Origin of the sequence: Candidatus Kurthia intestinigallinarum, from assembly GCF_003991225.1 — a bacterium.
Lineage (GTDB): Bacteria > Bacillota > Bacilli > Bacillales_A > Planococcaceae > Kurthia > Kurthia populi.
The window spans coordinates 1-938 of the sequence record NZ_JTFC01000178.1 but is presented as its reverse complement, the minus strand read 5'-3'; the positions used below and the strand labels follow the sequence as shown (position 1 = coordinate 938).

The following is a 938-nucleotide window of genomic DNA, read 5'->3' as shown; positions in this document are numbered from 1 at the left end:
GTGGAGAACAATTATATAGTGAACGGTATGATAAGGTCAGTTCTTATCATCATCGTGATGTGTTGCCAGAGACAATGCTTTTAAAGCCTGTTCATGCCCCGGAGTGGTGTTTAGATCGGGAAAGATTATGGAATGAAGTCGAGAAGATTGAAAAGGCGAAAAACGCTCAATTAGCGCGTGAATTTACAGTTGCATTACCAGTGGAGTTATCACAGCAGCAGCAAAGAGAATTACTACGTCATTTTGTGCAAGAGGTATTTGTAGATGAGGGTATGGTTGCGGACATTGCCATTCATCGTGATGATGCCAAAAATCCACATGCCCATGTGATGTTAACGATGCGACCATTTTTAGAAGATGGGAGCTGGGGTGCGAAGTCTCGAAAAGAATACATTGTTGATGAAAACGGAGAGGCTTTATTTACGGAAAGTGGCGCGAAAAAGTCCCGGAAAATTGATATGAACGATTGGAATCAGAAAGATAAATTACAGCAGTGGCGTACAGCTTGGGCGATGTATGCGAATCAGCATTTATCGCTTGCCGGTGTTGGTATCGAAATTTCTGAGAAGTCACATGCTGATTTAGGGTTGGAGCAGGAGCCGACGATCCATGAAGGGTATGTCGCACGGAAGATGGAACAGGAAGGACGTTCCTCTGATCGAGTGGCGATTAATCGTGAAGTGAAGGAGCGCAATGAGAAGAAATTAGCACTTCAGGACGTTGAGCAAAGGTTAGAGCAGTTTGAAAAGCATGAACTCATTTTAAAGGCATTATCGCCAGCTGAAAAACAGGAGCTTGGCCAATTATCGAAGGTGCTAAAAATGTATGTACAGCCGGAGACATTAGCAGATAAAAGAAGGATGCTTTATTTATGGGATGTGAAACTGCAAGTACAGCTTGATTTAGGTTCATTTAATGAGCAAAGCTATAAAGGGTTT

1 protein-coding gene is annotated in these 938 nt (G+C 42.6%); it reads left to right on the top strand.

All coding sequences use genetic code 11. The annotated features are described in order from the left end of the window. Positions 1 to 938, top strand: a 938-nt coding sequence (locus QI30_RS19560; RefSeq protein ID WP_148113918.1) for a MobA/MobL family protein, incomplete at both ends; no start/stop codon positions are given.